Source organism: Streptomyces milbemycinicus (genome assembly GCF_002154605.1).
GTDB classification, from domain to species: domain Bacteria; phylum Actinomycetota; class Actinomycetes; order Streptomycetales; family Streptomycetaceae; genus Streptomyces; species Streptomyces milbemycinicus.
This window is the reverse complement of record NZ_MUNE01000593.1, coordinates 1,542-1,851: the sequence shown is the minus strand read 5'-3', so window position 1 is coordinate 1,851 and position 310 is coordinate 1,542. Positions and strand designations below refer to the sequence as shown.

The following is a 310-nucleotide window of genomic DNA, read 5'->3' as shown; positions in this document are numbered from 1 at the left end:
CTACATCGACCTGTACCAGATCCACCGCCCCGACCCGGCGACCGATATCGACGAGACCCTCTCGGTCCTGTCCGACCTCGTCCGGGCGGGGAAGGTGCGGGCCGTGGGCTCGTCCACCTTCCCGGCGGAGCAGATCGTGGAGGCCCAGTGGACCTCCGAACGCCGCGGCCACGTCCGCTTCCGCAGCGAGCAGCCGCCGTACTCCATCCTGGCGCGCTCGGTGGAGGCGGCGGTGCTGCCGACCGCCCAGAAGTACGGGATGGGCGTGCTGACCTGGGGCCCGCTCTCCGCGGGCTGGCTGTCCGGCCGC

1 protein-coding gene is annotated in these 310 nt (G+C 72.6%); it reads left to right on the top strand.

The features are described from left to right. On the top strand, positions 1 to 310 hold a 310-nt coding region (locus CCN51_RS58355; RefSeq protein ID WP_245881764.1), incomplete at both ends, for an aldo/keto reductase.